This is a genomic window from Campylobacter sp. 107, from assembly GCF_002383835.1.
Classification (GTDB): Bacteria; Campylobacterota; Campylobacteria; order Campylobacterales; family Campylobacteraceae; genus Campylobacter_D; species Campylobacter_D jejuni.
The window spans coordinates 1-1,281 of record NZ_NXBA01000011.1 but is presented as its reverse complement, the minus strand read 5'-3'; the positions used below and the strand labels follow the sequence as shown (position 1 = coordinate 1,281).

General features: G+C 26.7%; 1 protein-coding gene. It reads left to right on the top strand.

What is annotated here, in order from left to right:
• The coding region (locus tag BGS40_RS00880; protein WP_096738234.1) for a motility associated factor glycosyltransferase family protein at positions 1 to 1,281 on the top strand (1,281 nt) is incomplete at both ends.

Below are 1,281 nucleotides of genomic sequence, written 5' to 3'. Positions count from 1 at the left end.
CAAGGTATAGAACAATTTGTTTATAATCTTCCTCAAATGATTACTCATCCTAGTTATAAAGAATTACTTTCTAAAAGAAAGGGTATAGGTGATACAGCTATCATTGTTTCTACAGGACCATCTCTTACTAAACAACTTCCTTTGTTAAAAAAATATGCTAGTAAAGCTACGATTTTTTGTGCGGATTCTTCTTATCCTATTTTAGCTAAACATGGTATAAAACCTGATTATGTTTGTATGTTGGAAAGAACAGAAATTACTGCTGAGTTTTTTAATCATGATTTTGGGGAATTTGATAATGGAATTTGTTTTATTATCAAATCCATAGTACATCCTAATGCCATAAATTACCTAACCAAAAAAACCGATAATTTTACTATAGTTTCAACCTATGCAAGTTTTATACAATATTTAAAATTAGATTATTTTGGATATTTTAACATGGGATTTAGTGTTGCACATATGGCTTGTTATCTTTCCTTACATTTAAATCATAAAAACATCATTTTTATAGGACAGGATTTAGCTTATGCTGAAAATGGCAATTCTCATCCTGATGATTATCAAAATTCAGCTAATTATGAAAGTCAAATGTATGAACATATTTTAACCAAGGCTTATGGCGGGAAAAAAGAAGTTAAAACTCATCATGTCTGGCTCATGTTTAAGCAAAATTTAGAGCAAGATGTGCAAAAAATACAAAAGTATTTAGATACTAAAGTCTACAACTGTACCGAAGGTGGAGCAAGAATAGAAGGAACTATAGAAAAACCTTTTCTATGGGCTTGTGAGAATTTACTTGATAAAGATTTAAATAAACCTTTTGAAAAATTAGAACCTTTAAGCTTAAATAAACAAAATGAGTTTTTACTTAAGGCTTATTATAAAGTTTATCAAAGTATTAAACATTGTAGAGATTTTAACGATAATTTTATTAAAGTTTATGATAAAATAAAAAACTCTTTTGTGAGTTTACAAAATTCTCAAAAAAATGAAATTTTTATTCAAGAAATTATTCAAGATATAGATAAAACCAAAACTCAAATAGATGAACTTTACAATACTCAAAAAGATTTGATACAAATTTTAGGTCCCTTACTAACTCAATTTGAACTTAATCTTGCTAGAATTTATGTCTTAAATCCTAAAACCAAAGAAGATGCTTTTAATAAAAGTATTCTTTGGATAAAAGAACATTTAGAATTTATGGAATTAGTTTATGGACATATTAAAGCACAAGAAAGTGCTTTGATTAAAAATATACTTCCTTTAGAAGAAAAA